Origin of the sequence: Oceanospirillum linum, from assembly GCF_001995095.2 — a bacterium.
GTDB lineage: Bacteria > Pseudomonadota > Gammaproteobacteria > Pseudomonadales > Halomonadaceae > Oceanospirillum > Oceanospirillum linum.
This window is the reverse complement of sequence record NZ_MTSD02000102.1, coordinates 1-438: the sequence shown is the minus strand read 5'-3', so window position 1 is coordinate 438 and position 438 is coordinate 1. Positions and strand designations below refer to the sequence as shown.

Genomic DNA, 438 nt, shown 5'->3' with positions numbered 1-438 from the left:
CTCCTAAATAAACGTACTTATTTGTATTCTATAACTCTTCACATAAAAAAGGCTAGCACTGAGAAGAAAATTACATCAGATCAACCACTTTCTCTACATCTATACCATGCTCTCGCATTTTTGCCAGCTTATAACGCAAGGTTCTTGGGCTAATACCAAGGCGATCAGCTGCTTTATTCTTTCGACCATGGGACTCTTTCAAGACAGCCAAGATCATTTCAAACTCTTTAATCTGCAAGTCATCGCCTAAACGACCAGACTCCGACAAGCGCACCGAGTCTGGCAGAGTCACACTACTAACAACCGAAGCCTCTACAGCTACAGGCCCTTGCAACTCTCTTTCACTTGACGAATGAGCGCTTCGATCATTCATTGATACAACTTCTATGCAAAGATCTTCCGCTTCAACGGCATTACCCATCTGCAAGACCAGAGCAC

At 43.4% G+C, this 438-nt stretch carries 1 protein-coding gene; it reads right to left on the bottom strand.

Annotation, left to right across the window (positions count from 1 at the left end):
* Positions 1-70 precede the first annotated feature (70 nt).
* A partial coding sequence (locus BTA35_RS16830; protein ID WP_274378443.1) for a helix-turn-helix domain-containing protein occupies positions 71-438 on the bottom strand: 368 nt, incomplete at its 5' end.